We start from the raw sequence: 23483 nt of genomic DNA, 5'->3' as shown, positions 1-23483 counted from the left end.
GCTGCTCGCGGGTGTCTCCGTTACCGGGCGGTGCCCGGCGGGATCGACGAGTAGGTGTCGTCGTAGTAGCCGCCGAGCTTGTCCCGGAACTCCGGGTCGGTGTCGGTGGCCTCGTCGTACTCCGGCGCGGCCTTGATCTGGTCCTTGCTCCGGTCGACGTAGACCTTCCGCTCGTCGTGGTCGACGTGGTTGACCGTGCCGGCGGGCAGCATGACCTTCTTGCCGAAGACCCACGGCCCGGTGTCCACCACCAGGAAACTGGAGTTCACCTCGTGGCTGGCCCGGTCCACCTTGCCGATACCGCCGTCCGTCGCCTCCACCTTGTAGCCGACCAGGTCGACACCGGTCACCCCGGCCTCGTCCCGGTAGCTCCACGGGTCGAAGCGCCCGGCGGGCGCGCCGCCCGCGAAGGCGCCCTGATCACCCTGGGTCAGCGGATCCGGCGTCCCGTGGGTCGTTCGAGGGTCGAGCCGCTCCATGGCGTCCACTCCCTTTCTCGACTTTCTCGGGGGATGTGCCTGTCAGACCCCTTCGTACCCGGCTGCGGAGGTCGGTACACCCGCCCGGCTCAGGCGAGCGCGGCCTCCGCGTCCAGAGCGACCGCGGCGGCGTGCACCACGGACGCGATGCGCAGCCCCTCGTGCACCTGGTCGCGGCTGAACCCGGCGGCCCGCAGGGTCTTCTCGTGCGACTCCAGGCAGACGCCGCAGCCGGTGATCGCCGAGACGGCGAGGCACCACAGCTCGAAGTCGACCTTCTCCACCCCGGGCCGGGCGATGATCTGCATCCGCAGCCGGGCCGGCAGCGAGGCGTACTGCTCGTCGCCGATGAGGTGCTTGGCCCGGTAGTAGACGTTGTTCATCGCCATGATGGTGGCCGCGCCCTTGGCCGCTTCGACCGCCTCGGGCGTGAGGTGCCCGGCGGCCTCGGCGGCGATCTCCCGCAGCACCACCGGGTTGCGGGCCGCCACCGCGCAGGCCAGGGCGGTGCCCCAGGCCTGCTCGGGCTTCAGCGTCGAGGTGACGATGGTGGAGCCGAGGTTGAGCTTGATGTCCTTGGCGTACTCGGGCAGGGCCGCCTTGACCGCGTCCAGACCCATGATCAGGCCCCGGCCCCGGCGAGCAGCGCGTTGGCGTCCAGGGTGGCGCCGCCCTTGTTCCAGTTGCACGGGCACAGCTCGTCGGTCTGCAGGGCGTCGAGCACCCGCAGCACCTCGGAGACGTTCCGGCCGACCGAGCCGGCGGTCACCATGGCGAACTGGATCTCGTTGTCCGGGTCGATGATGAAGGTGGCCCGCTGGGCGACGCCGTCCTCGCCGAGCACGCCGCAGTCGGCGGTCAGCTCACGCTTGATGTCGCTGAGCATCGGGAAGGGCAGGTCGCGCAGGTCCGGGTGGTCCTTGCGCCAGGCGTAGTGCACGAACTCGTTGTCCACGGAGACGCCGAGGACCTGGGCGTCCCGGTCGGCGAACTCGCCGTTGAGGCGGCCGAACTCGGCGATCTCCGTCGGGCAGATGAAGGTGAAGTCCTTCGGCCAGAAGAAGACGACGCGCCACTTGCCCTCGTAGGTCTTGTGGTTGATCGTCTCGAACGCCTTGTCGGCGTCGAGCGAGACGCAGGCGGTGAGTTCGTACTCGGGGAAGTGGTCACCGACAGTGAGCACGGGTCCTCCTTGACGGCGGCCTGGCGACGACGCCAGGCCGGTAACTGGATCTGTTCCAGATACTTCCGCAGGCCGGTGGCCGTCCCGCCCCGGGCAGGTCGCCGTGTTAAGTCGATCACGGACCCGTCCCGCGATGTGGGTTTCTGCTCCCACAAGCCGGATCGGAGTGGCAGAGTACGGACCGTGACCAGCTCCGTCCTGATTATTGACAGCTAGCGCGCCGGCCTTCCCCCTCGCCGAGCGCGCAGACCTCCCGCATCCGCGGGGGGTCTTTTTGTTGCCCCGCAGGTTCGAGAAGAGGACTCCCATGACCTTCCAGGTGTACGACACGACGCTGCGCGACGGCGCCCAGCGCGAGGGGCTCACCTACTCGGTGGTCGACAAGCTCGCGGTGGCCCGCCTGCTCGACGACCTCGGGGTCGGCTTCATCGAGGGCGGCTGGCCCGGCGCCGTGCCGAAGGACACCGAGTTCTTCCGCCGGGCGTGCACCGAGCTGGAGCTGCGGCACGCGATCCTGGTCGCGTTCGGGGCCACCCGCAAGGCCGGCGTCGCGGTCGAGGACGACCCGCAGGTGCGCGGGCTGCTCGACGCGCGCACGCCCGCCGTGGCGCTGGTCGCCAAGGCGGACCTGCGGCACGTCGAGCGGGCGCTGCGCACCACCGCCGAGGAGAACCTGGCGATGATCCGGGACACGGTCGCGTACCTGGTGGCGCAGGGTCGGCGGGTCTTCGTCGACGGAGAGCACTTCTACGACGGCTACCGGAAGGACCCGGGGTACACGGCCGCGGTGGCGGAGACCGCGCTGGCCGCCGGGGCCGAGCGGTTCGTCCTCTGCGACACCAACGGCGGGATGCTGCCCTCCCAGGTGACCGCCGCGATCACCGACCTGACCGCGCGAACCGGGATCGCCCCCGAGCTGCTCGGCATGCACGCCCAGAACGACACGGCCTGCGCGGTGGCCAACACGATCGCGGCCGTCGAGGCCGGCGTCCGGCACGTCCAGGGCACCGCCAACGGGTACGGCGAGCGCCCCGGCAACGCCGACCTGTTCGCGATCGTGGCCAACCTCCAACTCAAGCTCGGCATGCCCGTCCTACCGGAGGGCTGCCTGGAACAGATGGTGCGGGTGTCGCACGCCATCGCCGAGATCGCCAACATCGCCCCCGACACCCACCAGGCCTACGTCGGGGCCGCCGCCTTCGCCCACAAGGCGGGGCTGCACGCGAGCGCGATCAAGGTCGACCCGTTGCTCTACAACCACGTGGATCCCTCGGTGGTGGGCAACGACATGCGGATCCTGGTGACCGAGATGGCCGGCCGGGCCAGCGTCGAGCTCAAGAGCCGCGAGCTGGGCCTGGACCTGGCCGGCCATCCGCAGGCCCTGTCCCGGGTCACCAACCGGGTGAAGGAACTGGAGGCCGGCGGCTGGTCGTTCGAGGCCGCCGACGCCTCGTTCGAGCTGCTCGTCCGCTCGGAGCTGCCGGACGCCGCGCCGCCCCGGCCGTTCGCCCTGGAGTCCTACCGGGTGCTGGTCGAGCACCGCGAGGACGGCGCGGTGGTCTCCGAGGCCACCGTCAAGATCCGGGTACGCGGCGAGCGCGTGATCGCCACCGCCGAGGGGAACGGCCCGGTCAACGCCCTGGACGAGGCGCTGCGGGTGGCGCTCGCCCGGCACTACCCGGAGCTGCGCGAGTTCGAGCTGGCCGACTACAAGGTCCGCATCCTGGAGGGCAGCCACGGCACCGGCGCGGTGACCCGGGTGCTGGTGGAGACCGCCGGGGCCGGCCGTGACTGGACCACGGTCGGCGTCCACCCGAACGTGGTCGAGGCGAGCTGGCACGCCCTGGTCGACGCCCTCACCTACGGCCTGGACCGGGCCCGGGTCTGACGCTCACCCGGCGGGCAGCCGCAGCTCGGCCAGCACGGCGCGGTGGTCGCTGCCCGGCACGCCGTGCACGCTGACCGCGCGTACCTCGATACGGCGGTCGACCAGCACGTGGTCGATGGTGACCGGCGGGATCGGGTCGCCGTCGTAGGGGCCCCAGGTGCCGGAGAGCCCGGCGCCCGCCGCGTCGGCGGCGTCGACGTAGCCGGTGTCGATCAGGTCGCGCAGCGGCGCGTGGTCGAGGGTGGCGTTGAAGTCGCCGGCCAGGACGCTCAACCCGCCCCGCGGGGTGGCCGGCGGCTGGGCCCGCAGGTCGGTCCACCAGTCCGGCACCACGTCGACGGCGTACGGGGCGGCCGGGTGCGCCGACTCCACCCGCAGCGGTGCCGCACCCGGCACGGCCACCGTCCCGTACGCCTGCGTGAACTGGAAGCCCTCGTTGCGCCGCCAGCCGGTGCCGCTGAGCGGGTGGCGCGCGTAGAGCCCGGACCCGGTGGTGCCGACCTCGGGGTTCAGCACCCGGTAGGGCAGCAGGGTGGCCAGCCCGAGCCGGTCCAGCTCGGCGGCGATCTCCGGGGTGAACTCCTGCACGGTCAGCACGTCCACCCGGTGCGCCCGGACCAGCTCGACCAGCCGCGCCGGGTCGGCGCCGCCCTTGAGCAGGTTGGCGGTGAGCAGCCGGAGCACCGGCCCGCCCGCCGTGGGACGGTCGTCGCGGACTGCCCGCGGCGCCACCGCGGCGACCAGCGCCAGGGCGGCGAGGGCCGCGACCACCGCGGGCGCGCGGCGTCGCAGGGCGAGCGCCAGCACCACCGGGGCGAGCGCGGCGGCGGCGACGTACGGCGTGAAGGCGACCGCCTGCACCAGCGGCCCCCGTTCCAGCCCGGCCAGCCGGAGCGCCGCCCAGGCCGCCACCGGCACGACCGCAAGCCAGCAGGCGATCGTGGCGAATCGCGCCGCTCGGCCGCCGGCCCGTCCCGGCCCACTCGTCGTGATCATGGCCGTCACGCTACCCGCCGGCACAACGGGGCATTTTCGTGAATGGTCCGACGCTCACTTCTCACAATTATCGAAAGCATTTTTCAGGCGCCGCCACGGAAATGTGAGCTATTGACCGGCCGCATTTTCCGATGCTAGGTTCCACCTGGTCGAGACGTCGCGACTCTCCGTAGTAAGCCCAGCTCAAGGCCAGGTGCAACTCGACTTTAACGGTGCGCTTCGACGTGGACCCCCCGATGGTCCGCAATTGTTCTGCGCCTGGCTCCCGTGCCGCATCCATCCGTCCCGCGCAAGCCGCGGGTCGGCCGTATCACCCACGGTCACAAAAGGGAGATCTGTCATGGCCACATTCCTCAAGCGCAAGGCGACGGTGGTGGCCCTCGCCGCGCTGTCCCTCACCCTGGCCGGCGGGGGCATCGCTGCCGCCGCCCACCCGGCGGCGAAGGCCCCGGCCGAGGCCCAGCCCGGCGCGCGCCAGGCCGGGCAGCAGCCGCCGGTGACCGCCGCGGAGACCCGGTCCGCGAAGGCCGCGCTCAACGCCACCCTCGCCGCGCCGACGCCCGGGCTCGTCGCCTGGGCGGTGGTCAGCAGCAACGGGACCCTGCTCCAGCACTCGGCCAACGTCGTGAGCGCCAAGAAGTTCTCCTCGTCCGTGCCGGGACAGTTCGCCGGCCAGTACCAGGTGACGCTCGACTACGCCGTCAACCTCAAGGGCCTGCACGCCACGATCGGCACCAACGACGCGGCGAACGTCCCGCCCGCGGGCGAGGTCGCGGTCGCGCCCCGCTACCTGATCCCGAACGCGGTCTTCGTCCAGACCCGCAGCTCCAGCGGCGGGTACGCGGACCGGCCGTTCCACCTGCTCATCGCCAACTGACCCCCGCCGGCAGCGGCCCCCGCCCCCACGGCGGGGGCCTGCTGTCGTGGTCGCCTGATCCGGTCTGCCCCGGCCCGGCCCCGCTCGCGCCGTTGCGGACCGGCCGGGGGAGTCGTCCCGATCCGGCCCCGGAAGGACCGCCCAGGGGCCGATAATCCGACGTTTGTCCCCACGCCGGCACGGGAAGCAAGCACCGTGACGGACATCTCGGACACCCTGGCCAGCGTGCCCAGCCCGGTCGATGCCGACGCGAGCGGCGTCGAGCTGGAACAGACCCTCTTCGAGGTCAAACGCGTGATCGTCGGGCAGGATCGACTCGTCGATCGCCTGCTCACCGCCCTGATCGCCGACGGCCACTGCCTGCTGGAGGGCGTGCCGGGGGTGGCCAAGACCCTCGCGGCGCAGACCCTCGCCACCGTGGTCGGCGGCACCTTCTCCCGGATCCAGTTCACCCCCGACCTGGTCCCCTCCGACATCGTCGGCACCCGCATCTACCGGGCCTCCACCGAGGCGTTCGACGTGGAGCTGGGCCCGATCATGGCCAACCTGGTGCTCGCCGACGAGATCAACCGGGCCCCGGCCAAGGTGCAGTCGGCGCTGCTCGAGGCGATGGCCGAGCGGCAGGTCACCATCGGCGGCCGGAGCTGGCCGGTCCCCGACCCGTTCCTGGTGCTGGCCACCCAGAACCCCATCGAGTCGGAGGGGGTCTACCAGCTCCCCGAGGCGCAGCGCGACCGCTTCCTCATGAAGGTCGTCGTCGACTACCCGAGCGACGCCGACGAACTGGCCATCCTCTACCGGATGAGCACCGAGCGGCCGACCGCCCGCCCGGTGCTCGACGCGGCCCGGCTGCGCGAACTCCAGCGGCGCGCCGCCGACGTCTTCGTCCACCACGCCCTCGCCGAGTACGTGGTCCGGCTCATCCTCGCCACCCGGGATCCGGGACGGTTCGGGCTGCCCGAGATCGCGCCGCTGCTGGCGTACGGGGCGAGCCCACGGGCCACCCTCGGCCTGGTGGCGGCGGCGAGGGCCCAGGCGCTGATCCACGGCCGCGACCACGTGCTCCCGGAGGACGTCCGGGACCTCGCGGTGGACGTGCTGGCCCACCGGCTGGTGCTCTCCTTCGACGCGGTGGCCGACGGGGTCGCCGCCGAGACCCTGGTCCGCCGGCTGGTCGAGGCGGTGCCGCCGCCCCGGGTGGTCACCGGGCACCCGGAGGCGGCGGCCGACCTGGCGGCGGCATGAGACGCCGGGACGCGCCCACCATGCCCGACCCGGTACTTGCCGACCTGGCCCCCGACCAGCGGCTGCGCCGGCTCGAACTGACCGTCACCCGGCGGCTCGACGGGCTGCTGCACGGCCAGTACCGCGGCCTGCTGCCCGGGCCCGGCAGCGAGGCGGCCGGCAGCCGCGAGTACCGCCCCGGGGAGGACGAGGTCCGCCGGATGGACTGGGCGGTGACCGCGCGCACCACCGTCCCGCACGTACGCGAGGTCGACGCCGACCGCGAGCTGACCACCTGGCTGCTGGTCGACGCCAGCCCCAGCATGGAGTACGGCACGGCCACCCTGGACAAACGGGAGCTGGCGGTGGCCGCCGTGGCGGCGGTCGGCTTCCTCACCGCCGGCGTCGGCAACCGCCTCGGCGGCCAGGTGCTCACCCCGGACGGGATCCGCCGGTTCCCGGCCCGCGGCGGGCGTACCCACCTGCTCGGGCTGCTCCGCGCCCTGCTGGGCGCGCCGCGCACCGACGGGCACCCGGAGACGCCGGGCCTGCACGACGGGCTCGACGGGCTCCAGCGGATGGCCACCCGGCGCGGGCTCGTGGTGGTCGTCTCCGACTTCCTCGACGGGCTGCCCGACGACCCGGACGGCGCCCCGGCCTGGGAGGCCGTGCTGCGCCGGCTGGCCGTCCGGCACCAGGTGCTGGCGGTCGAGGTGACCGATCCGCGCGAGCTGGAGCTGCCCGACGTCGGGCTGGTCACCCTGGTCGACCCGGAGACCGGCCGCCGCCGCGAGGTGTGGACCGGGGACCCGGCCCTGCGCGAGCGGTACGCCCAGGCCGCCGCCGCCCAGCGCGACCAGGTGCGGGACGCGCTGCGCCGGTCGGGCGCGACGCACCTGGCGCTGCGTACCGACCGGGACTGGAGTGCGGACATCGTCCGGCACGTGCACGCCCAGCGCCGGCTCACGGCCGCGCCCGCAGCGGCCCGGCGAGGTGCGGCGTGACCTGGCAGTCGCCCGCTCGCCTCTGGCTCCTGCTCGGCGTCGCCGCGCTGGTCGTCGGCTACCTGGCCATGCAGCGCCGGCAGAGCCGGTACGCGGTGCGCTTCACCAACCTGCGGCTGCTGGACCGGGTCGCCCCGCAGCGGCCGGCCTGGCGCCGGCACGTCCCGGCGGGGCTCTTCCTCGCCATGCTCGCGCTGCTGGTCGTCGGCTTCGCCCGACCCAACGCCGAGGTGCGGGTGCCCCGGGAACGGGCCACCGTGATGGTGGCGGTGGACGTCTCCACCTCGATGCTGGCCGGCGACGTCGATCCGGACCGGCTGACCGCCGCCAAGGAGGCCGCCCGCCGGTTCGTCGACGGACTGCCGGACGAGTTCAACGTGGGACTCGTCGCGTTCGCCGGCAGCGCGGCGGTGCTGGTGCCGCCGAGCACCGACCGCGACGCCCTGGACGAGGGGGTCGAGCGGCTCGCCGAGGGCATCACCGGGGTGCAGGGCACCGCCATCGGGGAGGCCATCAGCACCTCGCTGGGCGCGGTCAAGAGCCTGGACGCCAAGGCCGCGAAGGACCCGCCGCCGGCCCGGATCATCATCCTCTCCGACGGGGCGAACACGTCCGGCATGGACCCGCTGGAGGCGGCCGGCCAGGCCGTGGCGGCCAAGGTGCCGGTGCACACCATCTCGTTCGGCACGCCGTCCGGCTCCGTCGACCGGGGTGGGCGGGCCATCCAGGTGCCCGTCGACGGGCAGACCCTCAAGGCGGTCGCCGAGGAGACCGGGGGCGGCTTCCACGAGGCGTCCACCAGCGCCGAGCTGCGCGCCGTCTACGAGGACATCGGCACGTCGGTGGGTTACCGCAACGAACGGCAGGACATCTCGGCCCGCTTCATCGGCCTCGGGCTGGTCTTCGCCATGGGGGCCGCCGCCGGATCGCTGCGGTGGTTCTCCCGGCTGCCCTGACCCCGCAAGGACCGGACGACGCACGACACGTGAGGAGCCCAGGTATGGCAGTGCAGACCGGACTCGGCGAGCCACGCGGCCCCTGGTTCGTCTCGCCGGAGCTGGACCCGGACGGACGCGGGCGCTGGGACGTACCCGGTTCCGAGCGGGAGGCCGCGCGGCGCGGCTGGCGTCGCCGGCTGCTGAGCGCGGCGGCGGTGGTGGCCCTCTCCACCGTCTCCGGGGCGGCGGCCGGCACCTGGGCCGCCGACCGGGACGCGCCCGGCCCGTCGGCCGCGGCCGCCGCCCCGGTGCCGGCGGAGCTGGTCACCGCCGCCGAGAAGACGGTCCCCGGGGTGGTCTCGGTGATGGTCGGCGGGTCGTCCGGCGCGTCGGCCAGCGGCTCCGGCTTCGCCATCGACAACGAGCAGCACATCGTGACCAACGACCACATCCTGTCCCGGGGCGGGTCCGGGCCGGTGACGGTCGAGACCTCCGACGGGCGCCGGTTCACCGCCGAGGTGGTGGGGCGGGAGCCGGGCAGCGACCTGGCGGTGCTGAAGGTCCCGGCGTCGGCCCGGTTGTCGGCGCTGCCGCTGGCGAAGCCGAACTCGACCCGGGTGGGCGAGCCGGTGCTGGCAGTCGGCTCCCCGCTCGGCCTGGCCGGCACCGTCACGGCCGGTATCGTCAGCGCGCTCAACCGGCAGGTCCGCATCGGCACCGGCCGGCACACCGCGGTGCAGACCGACGCCTCCATCAACCCCGGCAACTCGGGTGGGCCGCTGGTCAACGCGCGCGGCGAGGTGGTCGGGGTGAACACGGCCATCGCCACCATCGACGGCAACGGTTCGATCGGCATCGGGTTCGCCATCCCGATCGACCAGGTCCAGCAGACCGCCGACACCATCATCGGCCGCGGCGGCTGACCGGCCCGGCGGCCCTGGGCAGGGCCGTCACGCGGGGGATTAGCAACTGTCGGATATCCGGCGTGGGACCATCGGGCCATGGAAATATTACGCTGAGTATGGATACTGGCGTGGGTGGAGCAAGCTGTCATCGCGGCCCTCCTCCTGGTGGGCCTGGTCATCGGCGCCGGTGTCGGCGCGTCGTACGCCCGCGCTCAGCGGGGTTGGAAGGACTATCAGACGATCCGGACCAGCGTCCCGGGCGCCCGGCGCACCGCCTGGACGGCGATCCGTGGGGTGGTCACCAAGATCGGGGTGATCGCGCTGCTGCTGGTCGGGGCGGCGGCGTACGCGGCGGCCGGGTCGGACCACGAACGGGCGGGCCCGGCGCCCACCCCGACCCCGACCGTGACCGCCACCCCGGGCCACCGCGGAGGACGTTAGCCTCGGAGCGTGGACGACGGACTGCGGGTGACCGACCGGCTCGTGGTGCCCGACGCCGAGCTGCGGGAACGCTTCTCCCGCTCGTCCGGCCCGGGTGGTCAGGGCGTGAACACGACCGACTCGCGGGTGGAGCTGAGCTTCGACCTGGCCGGGTCGCCGAGCGTGCCCGAGTCGCTGCGCGCCCGCGCCCTGGACCGGCTCGCCGGCCGGCTGGTCGACGGGGTGCTGACCGTGGCGGCCAGCGAGCACCGGGCGCAGCTGGCCAACCGGGAGGCGGCCCGCGAGCGGATGGCCGCCCTGCTGCGCGAGGCGGTGGCGCCCCCGCCGAAGCCGCGCCGCCCCACCCGCCCCTCCCGGAGGGCCAAGGAGCGCCGGCTGGCCGACAAGAAGCGGCAGTCCCAGCGCAAGCGCGACCGCCGGGTCGACGGCGACTGACCGGCCCACGGGGTCAGCGCGACGGCACCGCCCCGGTGGTGGCCCGCTCGTGGTCGCGGAGCACCTCGAAGGCCGTGAGGGCCAGGCAGACCGCGGCCAGCAGGGCCAGCGCGAGCAGCGCCGACATCCCGGCGGTCAGCGGCAGCAGCGCCGCCACCACCAGGGCCTGCACCAGCCGGGCCGGACGCCAGCGTCCGGTCGTCCGCCACCGGAACGCCTGGACGCCCGACAGGTAGAGCAGCACCCCGCCGAAGAGCGCGGCGTGCGCCAGTGGATACGGCGGCGGCCCGAACTCGAAGAAACCCCGGCTGCCCAGCACCGACATGGTCTTGCGCAGGCCGAGCGAGACCAGCACGATCCCCGCCACCATCGGCAGGTGCAGCCACGTGTACGCGTCGCGGGCCAGCCGGGTCCGGGTGCGGAGGTCGGCGGCCGCCAGCACCCGTTCCCCCTCCGTGCTGTCCCAGCCGAAGTAGACCCACCACAGGGCGGCCAGCAGGGCGGTGCCGAGGAAGGCCGCCACCACGATCCGGGCCGAGACCGGTGTGTAGACCACGGCGCTGCCCATCGAGATCACCGCCTCCCCGAGCCCGATGATGATGATCAGACTGTGCCGGTCGGCCCAGTGCTCCGCCGAGCGCACGCTGAGGTGGCGCAGACCCACCCGGGCGTTCCCGACCAGGTCGACCGCGATGGCGAGCAGCCACAGCCCGACCCGCGGTGGGGAGAACTGGCGGACGTCGCCGACCGGCAGCGGCAGCAGCGCGGCGACAAGCATCAGGCCGAGCGACACCAGGGTCGGCGCGGCGGCCCGCAGCGGCGGCGTACGCCATCCCGGCTCCTGCCACGCCACCAGCCCGAACGAGGCCAGGTGCAGCAGCCGGATGGCCGCGTAGCAGGCGACGAAGACCAGCGGCCCCGGCAGGCCGCCGCGCGAGTCGTCGATCGCCTGCGGGCTGGCCAGCGTGATCAGCGCGGTGAGCGCCACCACCAGCACCATAACCAGGCGGACCACCGGGCTCTCCGAGCGGACCTCGGCCGCCAGCCAGGCGTACGCGCACCAGGCCTGCCAGAGCACGGCGAGCACCAGCAGCCCGCGCGCCAGCCCGGTCCACGTCGGGTCGTCGGCCATCAGGGCGGCCACCTGGAGGAACGCGTAGACGAAGACCAGGTCGAAGAAGAGTTCCTTCGGGGTGACCCCGGCGTGCGCCTGCGTCGGGCCGATCATCGCGTGCAGCCGGCGGTGCCGGCGCCGGAACACGGTCACGTCGGCCAGCGCGGTCGCGCCGACCGCCAAGGCCAGCAGGGCCAGTTCGGCCAGTGCCGGCAGGCGCGGGGCGAGGGGCGCCAGCCCGGCCACCAGCACGATGCCGAGCACCGGGGACCGGCCCAGGATGCGCAGCGTCCGCACCTCGAACAGCACCAGCCCCAGCAGGTAGAGCACCACCCCGCCGTGGAGCACCAGCAGCGTGAGCGCCGAACTCGCCCCGTCGCTGTCCACCCGCAGCTCGCCGAGCACCTTCTTCATGCCGAGCGCCACCAGGATCAGCCCGGTCATCATCGGCAGGTGCAGGAAGCTGTACGCGTCGCGGCCGAGCAGCGCGCGCCGCGTGCCGACGGCCCGCTCCATCGCCTGCTCGGCCGCGAACCGGGCCACGTCGAAGTACGTCCACCACAGCGCGCCGGCCAGCGCCACCGCGAGCAGCGCCCCGACCAGCACCCCCGGGGTCAGCGGTTGGGTCGCCGCCACCCCCTGGCTCAGCCCCACCGAGATGATCGTCTCACCGAACCCGATCAGGATGATCAGGGCGTGCCGCTCCGCCCAGTACGGGATCGAGCCGATCCGCCACCGGTCCGCGGGGACCAGGACCGCCCCGCCGTACTCGGCGGCGATGGCGCAGCCCACCAGCGCGAAACGGACCCACTCGCCGGCCACGCCGTCCGGCACGTGGTCCGGGACCAGCGCGGCGGCGAGCAGGAACAGCGCGCCGGCCAACGCCGGCGGCCAGGCCCGCAGCGCCAGCCGGCGGGGACCCGGCTCCCCGGCCTGGGCCAGCGCGGCGACGGCCAGCGCGGTGCCGCGCACGACCAGGTAGCCCAGGGCGAAGACAACCGGCCCGGAGAGCCCGCCGGGCCGGTCGAGGAACGCCTCACGCACCGTCAGGCCCATCACGAACAGGGTGGCGCTGAGCCCGAACATCACCACCGGCATGACCCCGCGGTCCCACCGGACGGTGCTGCCCAGCCACGCGAACGGCGCCCAGCACCACCAGAGCAGCACGAGCAGCAGCAGGCCGCGCGGCAGCCCGGCCGGGTTGAGCTGCTCGGCGGTCACCCCGGTGACGTTGAGGAACGCGAAGACGAAGATCAGGTCGAGGAAGAGCTCCAGCCGGCTGACGCCGCCCGCGTCGCCGGCCAGCTGGATCCGACCGACGCCGCCCACCACCTCACTGTGCCAACCGGGCGGGGCCCCGACCGGAGATCCGTCCCAATCACCCTCGCACCCGCGCGACGCGGAAAACGGTTTGAGGGCCCACCGCGCCGTCGCCCAGAATGCGCCGGGTGCCGAGCGATTTCTCCGTCAAACCCACCCTCACCGGCCACCGCGCCCTGCTGCGCCCGTTCGTCGACGACGACCTCACGGCCTTCGAGGCGATCCTGGCCGACCCGGAGGTGGCCCGGCTCACCGGCAGCCCGCCGGGGGAGGGGCTCGAACCGGCCCGGCTGCGGGCCTGGTACGGCACCCGCAACAGCCAGCCGGACCGGCTCGACCTGGCCGTGGTGGACCGGGCGGCCGGGGCCTGCGTGGGCGAGGTCGTCCTCAACGAGTGGGACCGGCACAACCGCAGCTGCAACTTCCGCACCCTCATCGGCCCCGCCGGTCGGAACCGGGGGCTGGGCACCGAGGCGGTCCGGCTCATCGTCGGCTACGGCTTCGAGCAGCTCGGCCTGCACCGGATCGGGCTGGAGGTGTTCGCCTTCAACCCCCGCGCCCGCCGGGTCTACGAGAAGGTCGGTTTCGTGGCCGAGGGCACGCTGCGGCAGGTGCTCCGCGACGGCGACGGCTGGGTGGACGCCACCGTGATGTCGATCCTCGCCCCGGAGTGGGCCGCGCACCGGGGCCACCCGGCCGGCTGACTCCGGCGGGCCCGGTCAGGCCGGCCGCTCCGCCCCGTCGAGGGCGGCCAGCAGCCGGCCCCGCAGCCCGGCGGCCCGCTCCGCGAACCCCCGCTGGGCGGCGGCGTACTCGGCCCGGCCCTCCGGGGTCTCCACCCGCACCGGCGGGTGGCCGAGGTCGGCCAGGTCGTACGGGCTGGCCCGCATGTCCAGCGTGCGGATCTCCCGGGCCAGCGCGAAGGCGTCCGCCACCAGCTCGGACGGCACCAGCGGGGACAGCTTGTACGCCCACTTGTAGAGGTCCATGTTGGCGTGCAGGCAGCCCGGCTGCTCCAGCGCGTGCTGGCTCTCCCGGGTCGGTGTGAGCACGTTGAGCGGCCGGGCCGGCGCCGTGAAGAACCGGAACGCGTCGAAGTGGCTGCACCGCACGCCGCGCTCCTCGACCACCGCCGCGGTGGCCGCCGGGCTGAGCCGCAGCGGCCACGCGTTGTGCCGCACCTCGTCCTGGGTCTGCCGGTAGACCATCGCCCACTCGTGCATCCCGAAGCAGCCGAGGTGGGCCGGGCGGCCGGCGGTCGCCGCGAGCAGCGTACGGATCCAGGAGATCGACTCGGCGCGCCGCGCGCGTACCCCCTCGGTGTCGAGGGTGACCCCCGCGGAGGTGGCGCCGTAGTCCCGGCCGAACGCGGCCGGGTCCGCGTCGCGCAGCGCCACGCCGGCGCCGGGGTGCCAGCGGCGCAGCTGGGCCGGCCGGTGCGAGTAGTAGGTGAAGAGGAAGTCCTCCACCGGGTGCCGCACCCCGGCGCGGCGGCGGGCCAAGTGCGGCGCCAGCCAGGCGTCGACCCGCTCCTCGTGGGCGCGCCGCCGGGCCTGCCAGTCGGCCGCGTCGAGCGCGGTGGCGGGGGCGAGGGCGGCGGTCACGGACCCCAGGGTACGACCGCCGCCCGGCCCCCGGTCACCGCACGTCCACCCGCACGCCGGCGGAGAAGACGCCGCTGCGCAGCTCCAACTGCTTCGGCGGATCGTCGCCGTGCACCGTGAACACCAGCGGCAGCAGCACCCGGGAGCCCGCGGCGACCGGCTGGGCGAAGACGTCCCGGCCGAGGTTCGCCACCCGGGTGGCGTTCTCGTCGGTGGCCACCCAGTTGCCCCCGGGCAGATACGCCCGTTGCAACTGCCCGTGCCAGGTCTGCTCGCCGGCGGTGAGGTTGCGCACCCCGACAGTGGCCAGACACTGCCGGCCGCCCGCCGGTGCCGCCGGCAGCGTTCCCGTGCCGCAGGCCAGCCGGTAGACGGTGAACTCGAACGCGGTCTCGCGCAGCGGGACGCCGACCACCCCGGTCACGCTGTTGCCCACCCAGGCGCCGCTGGTCGGCTGCTTGGTGGTGTCCATGGCGGCCACCCGCTGGGTGGCCGTCCACGCCGCCGCGCCGACCACGCCGGCCAGCACCGCCGCCGCGATCCCGACCACCATCCAGATCGGCGGTCGGCGGCGGCGGCCGGCGGTGGCGGGCATCGCCGGGCGCGGGTAGACCGTGCCCCGGTCCGCCGGGCCGCCCACGCCGCCGGCGACCGGCGGGGCGCCGGTGGCCGCCGGGGCCGGGCCGGGCCCCCCGCGCCGCCGCCACGCCCACCACAGCACACCCCCGGTCAGGACCAGGAGCGCGGCCAGCGCGGCCAGCAGCACCGGCGGGCGGCGCCAGGCCGGCGCCGCGGTCACCTGCGCCGCCGGAGCCGCGGCCGCGCCCGTCCAGGTCGCCGTGGCGCAGTCGTACGGCCGGGTGCCGTCGGTGCCGTAGGCGCAGGTCGGCGCGGTCACCGGCCGGCCCGGGGCGGTCGCGCTCAGCGCGGTGTTCAGCGTGGTGGTGCTCCGCGCCGGCAGCCGTAGCCGCCAGGTCACCTCGTTGGCGGTGGCCGACCCGGCCGGGCGGGTGGCCCGGCCCCCACCGGTCACCGCGGTCGCCCGGGATCCGGCGGGCAGCTCCTGTCGGACGGTCGTCTCGACGGGTGTGGGGCCGCCGTTGCGGACCTGGATCCGGTAGCCCGGCGCCGGGGTGCCGGCCGCCGCCACCGCCACGCTGACCGGTGGCGTGTGCAGCTGGATCGGCGCCGCCTTGGTGGTCGGCATCGCCGGTGGCGCCGCCGGCATCCCGGTCGGGATCGGGGTGGCCCGGGCCGCCGCGGCCGGCGGAGCCACCGGTTGGGGCGGCGCGGCCACCGCCCGGGGCGCCGCCCCGGGCAGCGCCGGCGCGGCGGCGATGATGCCGAGGCAGTTCACGAGCACTGCCAGGGTCCTGTGGTGTCGTCTCGATGCAGGCATACGAACGCACCTCCGGCCCCGAAGCTATGGGCCCGGGCCCGCCGGGCGGGTACGAAGTCCGCAATCCCGCCCCGGCCGGCGCGGGCCGGCGTACCCTGGCGCGCCCCCCGCCGGAGCCGGTGGCCGCGTCCGGCGTGGCCGGGCCGGTCGGCGGGGATAGATTGGCCGGGTGCGTATCGCTCGTTTCGCTCATGCCAAGGGAATGTCGTTCGGGGTCGTCGAGGGCGAGTCGGAGGCCGGGCCGCAGGGCCTGACCATCGCCCAGATCGAGGGCCACCCGTTCGGGCAGATCCAGTTCTCCGGCGCCCGCTGGGCGCTCTCCGACGTCCGACTGCTCTCGCCGATCCTGCCGAGCAAGGTGGTCTGCGTCGGCCGCAACTACGCCGAACACGCCGCCGAGCACGGCAGCGAGGTGCCCAAGGAGCCGCTGCTCTTCCTCAAGCCGTCCACCTCGGTGATCGGCCCCCGGGACGCCATCCGGTTGCCGATCTTCTCGAAGCAGGTCGAGCACGAGGCCGAACTGGCCGTCGTGATCGGCGCCCCGGGCGCGCGCCGGGCCGACCGGGCCGCCGCCGAGCGGGCCATCTTCGGCTACACCTGCGCCAACGACGTCACGGCGCGGGACCTCCAGCGCTCCGACGGGCAGTGGACCCGGGCCAAGGGCTTCGACTCGTTCTGCCCCATCGGGCCGTGGATCACCACCGGGCTGGACGTCACCGACCTGGAGGTCCGCTGCGAGGTGGGCCGCAACTCCGAGGAGATGGAGGTACGCCAGCTCGGCCGCACGAAGGACATGGTCTTCGACGTGCCGGCCCTCGTGTCGTACATCTCCCACGTCATGACGTTGCTCCCCGGTGACGTGGTGCTGACCGGCACGCCGGCCGGGGTTAGCCCGCTCACCGACGGGGATACGGTCACCGTGCGGATCGAGGGGATCGGCGAACTCACCAACCCGGTGGTCCCGGTCGCCTGACGCGTCCGACGCCTCGTTTCCGCAGTTGAGGGCGGGTTCGAGGGGTTGGATTTGGCCTGTCGGCACCGGGAGGGTAAAGTTCGTTCCTGGCGCCGCAAGGGGCCAATGGGGTATGGGGTAATTGGCAGCCCGACTGATTCTGGTTCAGTTAGTCTAGGTTCGAGTCCTGGTACCCCAGCGCAGCCGCGGATTCGCGAGAATCCCGGACGCTGGATTCTGGCGGAGCTCCGCTCCGCTCCTCGCGAGAGGGGCGGCAGATGATCTCTGATAGAGTGCAGCTTCCCGCCCGCGAGGGCGCGGAAGCATGAAGTTCTGGCCCCGTCGTCTAGCGGCCCAGGACGCCGCCCTCTCAAGGCGGTAGCGCCGGTTCGAATCCGGTCGGGGCTACAAGCGCCGACAGCCCGTCCCACCTCGTGGGGCGGGCTGTTTCGTGTGCTCGCCCTCGTCCCCGCCGGCCAGACCCCCTCGCCGCGGGCCGGACGTGGTGCCGCTAGACTACTGCCGCACCGCTCGCGAGGGCGGTGGAAGCAGGAAAGTGCCTGGCCCCGTCGTCTAGCGGCCCAGGACGCCGCCCTCTCAAGGCGGTAGCGCCGGTTCGAATCCGGTCGGGGCTACCAGTCGCGAACGGCCCGTCTCCCACGAGACGGGCCGTTCGCCGTTCCCGAACCACCCCGCGTCCCCTGCCCCAACCCCGGCCCCGCCCCCCCGCCGCCCGCCGGCGTTGATCAAGAAGTTTGCGTCGGATCCAGGTCGGAACGTGACGCAAACTTCTTGATCAACACGGGACAGGGGTGGGAGGGGGAGGGGGTGCGGGGGGTTAGAGGCCGGAGAGGCGTTGGCCGGCGCGGACCACGGCCATGGCGTGGCGTTCGCCGGGGCGGCGGCCCAGGCGCTCGATCGGCCCGGAGATGCTGATCGCGGCGATGACGCGGCCGGTGCGGTCGCGGATCGGGGCCGAGACGCTCGCCACACCGGCCTCCCGCTCGGCGACGCTCTGCGCCCAGCCGCGGCGGCGCACCTCGGCGAGGGTGCGCCCGGTGAACTTCGACCGGGGCAGCAGCGGCATGACCGCCTCGGGCGGCTCCCAGGCGAGCAGGATCTGCGCCGCCGACCCGGCCGTCATGGGCAGCACCGAGCCGACCGGCACGGTGTCCCGCAGGCCGCTGGCCCGCTCGGCCGCGGCCACGCAGATCCGCTCGTCGGCGCGGCGCAGGTAGAGCTGGGCGCTCTCCCCGGTGGCGTCGCGCAGCGCGGCGAGCAGCGGCTCGGCCGCGGTCAGCAGCACGTCCGGCGCGGCGTTCGCCAGCTCGCCGAGCCGGGGGCCCGGGCGCCAGCGGCCCTGGGTGTCCCGGACCAGCATCCGGTGGATCTCCAGCGCCTGTGCCAGCCGGTGCGCGGTGGCCCGGGGCAGCTTGGTGCGTTCAACGAGTTCGGCCAGGCTGGCGCCGTCGACGCAGGCGGCCAGGATGACCACCGCCTTGTCGAGAACGCCGACACCGCTCATACTGTGTCCCACAAGCCGAAATTTACCTCCCAGAATTTAGGATGTCCAGATGGTGGGAGTCACTCAACCGAGGACCCTGGCCGAGAAGGTCTGGGACGCGCACGTCGTCCGCTCCGCCGCCGGTGAGCCGGACCTGCTCTTCATCGACCTGCACCTGCTCCACGAGGTCACCAGCCCGCAGGCGTTCGACGGGCTGCGCCTGGCCGGCCGCCGGGTCCGCCGCACGGACCTGACGGTCGCGACCGAGGACCACAACACCCCGACCGGGTACGACGACCCGGCGTTCCGCTCCCGGCGCGGCGACCTGCTCACGATCGCGGACCCCACCTCCCGCACCCAGATCGAGACGCTGCGCCGCAACTGCGCCGAGTTCGGCGTGCGGCTGCACCCGCTGGGCGACGAGAACCAGGGCATCGTGCACGTCATCGGCCCCCAGCTCGGCCTCACGCAGCCGGGCATGACGATCGTCTGCGGCGACTCGCACACCGCCACCCACGGCGCGTTCGGTGCGCTCGCCTTCGGCATCGGCACGAGTGAGGTCGAGCACGTGCTGGCCACCCAGACGCTGCCGCAGGCGCGCCCGCGGACCATGGCCGTGAACGTCACCGGCCAGCTCGCCCCGGGGGTCACCGCCAAGGACCTGGTGCTCGCCCTGATCGCCCAGGTGGGCACGGGCGGCGGGCGCGGTCACATCGTGGAATACCGGGGCGAGGCCATCCGGAACCTCTCCATGGAGGGCCGGATGACCATCGCCAACATGTCGATCGAGTGGGGCGCCAAGGCCGGCATGATCGCGCCGGACGAGACCGCGTTCGCGTACCTCAAGGGGCGGCCCCACGCGCCGCAGGGGGCCGACTGGGACGCGGCGGTGGCCCACTGGCGGACGCTGCCCACCGACGAGGGCGCGACCTTCGACACCGAGGTCACCCTGGACGCCGGCCGGATCACGCCGTTCGTGACCTGGGGCACCAACCCCGGCCAGGGTGTGCCCCTGGGCGCGGCCGTGCCGGACCCGGAGGAGTTCGTCACCGAACCCGAGCGGGTCGCCGCGCGCCGGGCCCTGGAATACATGGACCTCGCGCCCGGCACCGCGCTGCGTGATCTGGCCGTCGACGTGGTCTTCGTCGGCTCCTGCACCAACGGCCGGCTGGAGGATCTGCGCGCCGCCGCCGACGTGCTGCGCGGGCACAAGGTCGCCGACGGCGTACGCATGCTGGTGGTGCCCGGTTCGGCCGCGGTGCGCGAGGCCGCCGAGGCGGAGGGGCTGGACAAGGTCTTCGCCGACGCCGGCGCCGAGTGGCGCTTCGCCGGCTGCTCCATGTGCCTGGGCATGAACCCCGACACGTTGAAGCCGGGCGAGCGCTCCGCCTCGACCTCCAACCGCAACTTCGAGGGCCGCCAGGGCCGGGGCGGGCGTACGCACCTGGTATCCCCGCCGGTCGCCGCCGCCACCGCCGTGGTCGGCCGGCTGGCCGCCCCCGCCGACCTGTAGAAGGGCAGCCGAGAGATGGACAAGTTCACCGCGCACACCGGCACCGCCGTGCCCCTGCGGCGGTCCAACGTGGACACCGATCAGATCATCCCCGCCGTGTACCTCAAGCGGGTGACCCGGACCGGATTCGCGGACGGTCTGTTCAGCGCGTGGCGGGAAGATCCGTCATTCGTTCTCAACGATCCCGTCCATTCGGGTGCGTCGATTCTGATCGCCGGCCCCGAGTTCGGCACCGGATCTTCCCGGGAGCACGCCGTCTGGGCGCTGCGGGACTGGGGCTTCCGGGCCGTGATCGCGCCCCGCTTCGGCGACATCTTCCGCGGCAACGCGCTCAAGGAAGGGCTCCTTCCGGTCGAGTTGGAATTGAAAGCCGTGGAAGAACTGTGGGACCTCGTGGAATCCGAGCCGACCACCCCGATCACGGTCGACCTCGCCGCCCGCCAGGTCCACGCCGGCGACGCCACCTGGGCGTTCCCGCTCGACGATCACAGCCGTTGGCGGCTCATGGAGGGCTTGGACGACATTGGACTCACCCTCCGGCACGAGGCCGAGATCAGCGCCTACGAGACCGCCCGGCCACCGTTCCTGCCCTCGGTCGCCTGACCACAGATAGCTTTTCGCCCCCACCGGCCCGGCCGGTGGGGGCGAATCCGTTACGACACAAGGGCTTTTTTCCATCGAATGTTTGTGTCCAGGCAGCACAGGGCATACCGTGCGCGCAGAATGGCTCGCGACGAGTCAGTTGCACAATCGGGAGGAAGTTGTGAACAAGGCCGAGCTCATCGAGGCGCTCGCCGTTCGCCTGGGGGACCGGAAGACGGCGACGGCCGCGCTCGAGGCGGTCCTCACTGAGGTCCAGGCGGCGGTCACCAAGGGCGAGAAGGTGGCGATCACCGGTTTCGGAGCGTTCGAAAAGCGCATCCGGGGGGCCCGAACAGCGCGCAACCCGCGGACCGGCGAGGCGGTGAAGGTCAAGAAGACCTCCGTCCCGACGTTCCGAGCGGGCGCGGGCTTCAAGGAGATGGTGGCCAGCGGCAAGGTGCCGAAGTCCACCACCGCCGCCAAGAAGACCACCTCGGCCGCCGCCGCGAAGACCACGGGCGCGAAGGCGACCGGGGCCAAGGCGACCGCCGCGAAGAAGACCACGGCGGCGGGCGCCGCCAAGAAGACCACGGCGGCGAAGGCCACCAAGACCACCGCCGCGACCAAGAAGGCCGCGCCCGCGAAGAAGGCCGCAACCAAGACGACCACGGCGAAGAAGACCACCGCGGCGAAGACGACCGCGGCCAAGAAGACCACCGCCGCCAAGAAGACGACGGCTGCCAAGAGCACCGCCGCCAAGAAGGCACCGGCCAAGAAGGCACCGGCCAAGAAGGCACCGGCCAAGAAGGCCGCCAGCCGGCGCTGACCCGCACCGCCCGAAGGGCGCCCACCGTCCGCGGTGGGCGCCCTTTTTCGTGGGTACGCGTTGACCCGCCGTCCCGCGGGCCCGGAGAATCCTCGTGCCGAAAACCCCCGTCGGTCACGAGAAGAGGGGCGCCCGTGCGCCACCGTCACCTCCCCACCACCGCGCTCGCCCTGGGCGTCGTCGTCCTGCTCGACGTGCTGCGGGTGTGGCTGCCGTCGATCATCACCATCTTCGGCCGGGCGGCCGAGACACCGGCCGAACTCCTCGGCGCCTTCGCCCTCGGCTGGTTCGTCCTCGCCCTCGCCGCGCCCGTCCTGGTCCGCCGGCTCGGTCCGCGCCCGGTGGGCGTGGTCGCGGCCGGGCTGCTGGCCGCCGCCCGGCTCGCCCTGACCGCCGCGCCCGGCGGCCGGCTCCAGCTCTGGCTGGCCGGCGCCGGCCTGCTCGCCGGCCTGGTCTGGCTCGCCGCGACCGCCGCGACGGTCGCCCGGCCGGTGCCGGGCCTGGCGTTCGGCCTGGCCGGGGCCGCCGTCGGGCACGCCTTGCTCGGCACCGAGGACCTGGTCTGGCGGGGCGGCATGCGCGGCTGGACGGTGAGCGTCCTGCTCGTCGGCGCCTTCCTGGCCGCCCAGGCGGCCTCCACGCCGGCCTGGCTCCGCCTCTCACCACGGACGACGGCCCCGTCAGGTGACTCCGCCGAAGCTCCTGATCCTGCCGTCTCGGCCGGGTCTGCCGTCTCGGCCGGATCTGTCGCCTCGGCCGGGTCCGCCGTCTCGGCCGGGTCCGCCGTCTCGGCTGGGTCTGCCGTCTCGGTCCGTCCCGCCGTCCGCTCCGGTAGCGGCCTTTCCGCGTCGGGGCCGCGCGGCGAAGCCGGCCCGGCCGCCTGGCTGCTGGTGGGCCCGGTGCTGCTGCTGGCCGGTCAGCTGGCGCTCGCACCGGCGGTGTGGGACTCGGCCGCCTCGTACCGGCACGGGTCGGCGGACCTGCCCGGTCTGGGGCTGCCACCGGCACACCTCGCGGCGGTGCCCGAGGTGGCGATCGGCCTCTTCCTGCTGGCGGTGCTGCTCCGGCCGCGCCGGCCGGTGGCCCGGCTGCTCTGGCCGGCGGCGCTGGTCGTCGGGGCCGGACTGTTCGCCACCGACCGGGCGGGCTGGCTGGCACCGGCGGTCCTGCTCACCGCCGCCGGTCTCGGTGGCTGCCTCGCCCTCGTCGACGGCGTCCCCGAAGACGGGAACGCCCCGGCCCGTCGTGTGTCCGGCAGGCGCGGGTTCGCCGTCGTCGGCGGAATGCTGGGGTTCGCGGTGGGCGCGGTGGCCTACTACGCCGCCTACGACCTCGGATACCCGAACGGGTGGGTGCCGGTGCTGGCGGCGCTCGCCGTCGCCGCCCTGGCCGTGGTCGCCCCGCCGTTCGCCGCACCCCCGTTGCGCCCGCCCGTGCCGGTGTGGACGGTCCTCGGGGCGATGCTGCTGACTGCCGTGGGCGGCGGGATCCACCGCCCCGCTCCGGCGCCGAACCCGCCTGCGACACCACCCGCGGCGGTGCGGGTGGTGGCGTACAACATCCGGATGGGGTTCGGGCTGGACGGGCGGCTCGACCTGGACGCGCTGACCCGGGCGGTGGAGGGCAGCCGGCCCGATGTCGTGCTGCTCAGCGAGGTGGACCGCGGTTGGTTGCTCAACGGCGGCCACGACACCCTCGCCCTGCTGGCCGGGCGGCTGCGGATGCCGTACGTCTTCGCGCCCGCCGCCGACCCGGTGTGGGGTGACGCCGTGCTGAGCCGCTTCCCGGTGCGGGCCGGCCGGACCCGGCCCCTCGCGGCGCACGGGGCCCCGACCGGGGCGCAGGCGCTCGGCGTCACGCTCGACCTCGGCGGCCGGGAACTCGCCGTGGTCGCCACGCACCTGCAACCGCCGCCGGGGGAGGGCCCGGTGGCCCAGGCCGGCGAGGTGGCCGCCTTCGCCACCCGGTACGCGGCCGGCCGCCCGCTGGTGCTCGGCGGCGACCTGAACACCGAGCCCGGCGACGCCGCGTTCGCCGAGTTCACCCGGGCCGGGCTGGTCGACGCGCTGGCCGCGGCCCGCCCGCTGCCCACGAGCCCGGCCGACGACCCGCGCACCCAGATCGACCACGTCTTCGTCACACCGGGTCTCGCCCCGTCCGAGGCGACCGCCCCACGCGGCACCGCCAGCGACCACCTCCCGGTCACGGTGACCCTCACCCTGCCGTAAACCCTCCCGGCCGGTCCGGCCGAGGCGCCCTCCGACACTCGCCCTGCACACACGGGGTGGTGTTTGAAGGG

22 protein-coding genes and 3 tRNA genes are annotated in these 23483 nt (G+C 74.0%); 17 read left to right on the top strand and 8 right to left on the bottom strand.

Translation table 11 applies throughout. The features are described from left to right. Positions 1 to 20 precede the first annotated feature (20 nt). From ABZS80_RS26035 to ABZS80_RS26025, 3 genes are all read right to left on the bottom strand, one after another. On the bottom strand, positions 21 to 479 hold the full coding sequence (locus tag ABZS80_RS26035; RefSeq protein WP_355059808.1) for a PRC-barrel domain-containing protein: 459 nt from the start codon (positions 477 to 479) through the stop codon (positions 21 to 23). A gap of 89 nt (positions 480 to 568) precedes the next feature. Then, positions 569 to 1099, bottom strand: coding sequence for a carboxymuconolactone decarboxylase family protein (locus tag ABZS80_RS26030; RefSeq protein ID WP_355059806.1), 531 nt, complete (start codon positions 1097 to 1099; stop codon positions 569 to 571). Positions 1100 to 1101: 2 nt separating this feature from the next. Further along, positions 1102 to 1662, bottom strand: a complete 561-nt coding sequence (locus ABZS80_RS26025) for a peroxiredoxin (RefSeq protein WP_355059804.1) — start codon at positions 1660 to 1662, stop codon at positions 1102 to 1104. A 307-nt stretch (positions 1663 to 1969) separates the two neighbouring features. On the opposite strand from ABZS80_RS26025, the gene cimA reads away from it, so the two are divergent. Then, the gene (cimA, locus tag ABZS80_RS26020) at positions 1970 to 3550 is read left to right on the top strand and encodes a citramalate synthase (protein WP_355059802.1); all 1581 of its coding nucleotides are present in this window, start codon (positions 1970 to 1972) and stop codon (positions 3548 to 3550) included. 3 nt (positions 3551 to 3553) lie between these two features. On the opposite strand, the gene ABZS80_RS26015 is transcribed toward cimA, so the two are convergent. Continuing rightward, complete coding sequence (locus tag ABZS80_RS26015) at positions 3554 to 4546, bottom strand: endonuclease/exonuclease/phosphatase family protein (RefSeq protein ID WP_355059800.1); 993 nt, start codon at positions 4544 to 4546, stop codon at positions 3554 to 3556. Between the two features lie 340 nt (positions 4547 to 4886). Here ABZS80_RS26015 and ABZS80_RS26010 point away from each other — a divergent pair, with 340 nt between their 5' ends. The 7 genes from ABZS80_RS26010 to arfB all read left to right on the top strand — a co-directional run bounded on the left by ABZS80_RS26010 (position 4887) and on the right by arfB (position 10370). Beyond that, positions 4887 to 5423, top strand: coding sequence for a hypothetical protein (locus tag ABZS80_RS26010; protein ID WP_355059798.1), 537 nt, complete (start codon positions 4887 to 4889; stop codon positions 5421 to 5423). 195 nt (positions 5424 to 5618) lie between these two features. Next, positions 5619 to 6668, top strand: coding sequence for a MoxR family ATPase (locus tag ABZS80_RS26005; RefSeq protein ID WP_355059796.1), 1050 nt, complete (start codon positions 5619 to 5621; stop codon positions 6666 to 6668). A 20-nt stretch (positions 6669 to 6688) separates the two neighbouring features. After that, the gene (locus ABZS80_RS26000) at positions 6689 to 7651 is read left to right on the top strand and encodes a DUF58 domain-containing protein (RefSeq protein WP_355059838.1); all 963 of its coding nucleotides are present in this window, start codon (positions 6689 to 6691) and stop codon (positions 7649 to 7651) included. Beyond that, positions 7648 to 8607, top strand: coding sequence for a VWA domain-containing protein (locus ABZS80_RS25995; protein ID WP_355059794.1), 960 nt, complete (start codon positions 7648 to 7650; stop codon positions 8605 to 8607). Before ABZS80_RS26000 ends, ABZS80_RS25995 begins: the two co-directional genes overlap by 4 nt. Positions 8608 to 8651: 44 nt before the next feature. Continuing rightward, positions 8652 to 9512 (top strand): trypsin-like peptidase domain-containing protein, encoded by an 861-nt coding sequence (locus tag ABZS80_RS25990; protein ID WP_355059792.1) that lies wholly within the window; start codon positions 8652 to 8654, stop codon positions 9510 to 9512. A gap of 114 nt (positions 9513 to 9626) precedes the next feature. Beyond that, complete coding sequence (locus ABZS80_RS25985; RefSeq protein WP_151463507.1) at positions 9627 to 9935, top strand: hypothetical protein; 309 nt, start codon at positions 9627 to 9629, stop codon at positions 9933 to 9935. 9 nt (positions 9936 to 9944) lie between these two features. Next, a complete protein-coding gene (gene arfB / locus ABZS80_RS25980; RefSeq protein WP_355059790.1) occupies positions 9945 to 10370 on the top strand; it encodes an alternative ribosome rescue aminoacyl-tRNA hydrolase ArfB in 426 nt (141 codons plus the stop codon). A 13-nt stretch (positions 10371 to 10383) separates the two neighbouring features. Here the strand turns inward: arfB and ABZS80_RS25975 are convergent, their stop codons facing one another. Further along, positions 10384 to 12813 carry a low temperature requirement protein A gene (locus ABZS80_RS25975; protein ID WP_355059788.1) on the bottom strand — a complete coding sequence of 810 codons (2430 nt, stop codon included), beginning with the start codon at positions 12811 to 12813 and terminating at the stop codon, positions 10384 to 10386. 119 nt (positions 12814 to 12932) lie between these two features. Between ABZS80_RS25975 and ABZS80_RS25970 the strand changes: the two genes are divergently transcribed. Next, entirely contained in the window at positions 12933 to 13508 is a 576-nt protein-coding gene (locus ABZS80_RS25970) for a GNAT family protein (RefSeq protein ID WP_355059786.1), read from the top strand. 15 nt (positions 13509 to 13523) lie between these two features. On the opposite strand, the gene ABZS80_RS25965 is transcribed toward ABZS80_RS25970, so the two are convergent. Then, positions 13524 to 14408: a 3-methyladenine DNA glycosylase gene (locus tag ABZS80_RS25965; protein WP_355059784.1), complete on the bottom strand. Its 885-nt coding sequence runs from the start codon at positions 14406 to 14408 to the stop codon at positions 13524 to 13526. A gap of 34 nt (positions 14409 to 14442) precedes the next feature. Then, positions 14443 to 15807, bottom strand: a complete 1365-nt coding sequence (locus ABZS80_RS25960; protein ID WP_355059782.1) for a hypothetical protein — start codon at positions 15805 to 15807, stop codon at positions 14443 to 14445. Between the two features lie 169 nt (positions 15808 to 15976). On the opposite strand from ABZS80_RS25960, the gene ABZS80_RS25955 reads away from it, so the two are divergent. The 4 genes from ABZS80_RS25955 (at position 15977) to ABZS80_RS25940 (ending at position 17397) form a co-directional block, all read left to right on the top strand. Further along, positions 15977 to 16780 (top strand): fumarylacetoacetate hydrolase family protein, encoded by an 804-nt coding sequence (locus ABZS80_RS25955; RefSeq protein ID WP_355059780.1) that lies wholly within the window; start codon positions 15977 to 15979, stop codon positions 16778 to 16780. 106 nt (positions 16781 to 16886) lie between these two features. Then, positions 16887 to 16958, top strand: a tRNA-Gln gene (locus ABZS80_RS25950). Positions 16959 to 17094: 136 nt separating this feature from the next. Continuing rightward, positions 17095 to 17167 (top strand) — tRNA-Glu (locus ABZS80_RS25945). A gap of 154 nt (positions 17168 to 17321) precedes the next feature. Continuing rightward, positions 17322 to 17397: transfer RNA gene (locus tag ABZS80_RS25940), tRNA-Glu, on the top strand. A gap of 200 nt (positions 17398 to 17597) precedes the next feature. Here the strand turns inward: ABZS80_RS25940 and ABZS80_RS25935 are convergent. After that, positions 17598 to 18284, bottom strand: a complete 687-nt coding sequence (locus ABZS80_RS25935) for an IclR family transcriptional regulator (RefSeq protein WP_013284529.1) — start codon at positions 18282 to 18284, stop codon at positions 17598 to 17600. Positions 18285 to 18333: 49 nt separating this feature from the next. Here ABZS80_RS25935 and leuC point away from each other — a divergent pair, with 49 nt between their 5' ends. The 4 genes from leuC (at position 18334) to ABZS80_RS25915 (ending at position 23412) form a co-directional block, all read left to right on the top strand. After that, the gene (gene leuC / locus ABZS80_RS25930) at positions 18334 to 19776 is read left to right on the top strand and encodes a 3-isopropylmalate dehydratase large subunit (protein WP_355059778.1); all 1443 of its coding nucleotides are present in this window, start codon (positions 18334 to 18336) and stop codon (positions 19774 to 19776) included. Positions 19777 to 19791: 15 nt separating this feature from the next. After that, positions 19792 to 20379: a 3-isopropylmalate dehydratase small subunit gene (gene leuD, locus ABZS80_RS25925; protein ID WP_355059776.1), complete on the top strand. Its 588-nt coding sequence runs from the start codon at positions 19792 to 19794 to the stop codon at positions 20377 to 20379. 160 nt (positions 20380 to 20539) lie between these two features. Then, positions 20540 to 21184: an HU family DNA-binding protein gene (locus ABZS80_RS25920; protein ID WP_355059774.1), complete on the top strand. Its 645-nt coding sequence runs from the start codon at positions 20540 to 20542 to the stop codon at positions 21182 to 21184. 134 nt (positions 21185 to 21318) lie between these two features. Then, positions 21319 to 23412, top strand: a complete 2094-nt coding sequence (locus tag ABZS80_RS25915) for an endonuclease/exonuclease/phosphatase family protein (protein ID WP_355059772.1) — start codon at positions 21319 to 21321, stop codon at positions 23410 to 23412. Positions 23413 to 23483: the final 71 nt, after the last annotated feature.

The organism is Micromonospora sp. NPDC005305, assembly GCF_040607315.1.
GTDB lineage: Bacteria > Actinomycetota > Actinomycetes > Mycobacteriales > Micromonosporaceae > Micromonospora.
This window is presented reverse-complemented; position numbering and strand designations above follow the sequence as displayed.